Here is a 356-nt window from a genome sequence, read left to right on the forward strand (position 1 = left end):
CATGAAACCCGCTACTACCCTAGAAAACATTGGTGAAACCCGGGAATAAATTCATGCACGCGCTCGGCGTGTCGCACCCGCCCGCCGCCGCAAACAACGACGGGGAGACAACCAACGGGACGGAGTTAGATACCGCGCGCGGTCAAAAACTTGTCAAACTCAGCGCGCGCTTTGCCGTCAGCCGTGCCGCCTAGCAGATCGACGCTGATATGGTCGTATCCGCCGCCGGAGCTGAAACGTAACCGCCCTTGAGAGTCGAGCTTTCCGGGTAAGTGGACAAAATGTGTGGCATTTCTCGCCTAGTCCCAATCAAGCCGGTACGGGTCAGAGGTATGCAGCTCATGCCACATAACCAC

The 356-nt window shown here is 57.3% G+C and carries 1 protein-coding gene; it reads left to right on the plus strand.

Features of this window, described 5'->3' with window-relative positions:
* The first annotated feature begins 32 nt into the window (after positions 1–32).
* Positions 33–194, plus strand: a complete 162-nt coding sequence (locus EII30_RS08935; RefSeq protein WP_158608706.1) for a hypothetical protein — start codon at positions 33–35, stop codon at positions 192–194.
* The last annotated feature ends 162 nt before the right edge of the window (positions 195–356 follow it).

The organism is Leucobacter sp. OH1287 (assembly GCF_003859945.1).
Classification (GTDB): Bacteria; Actinomycetota; Actinomycetes; order Actinomycetales; family Microbacteriaceae; genus Canibacter.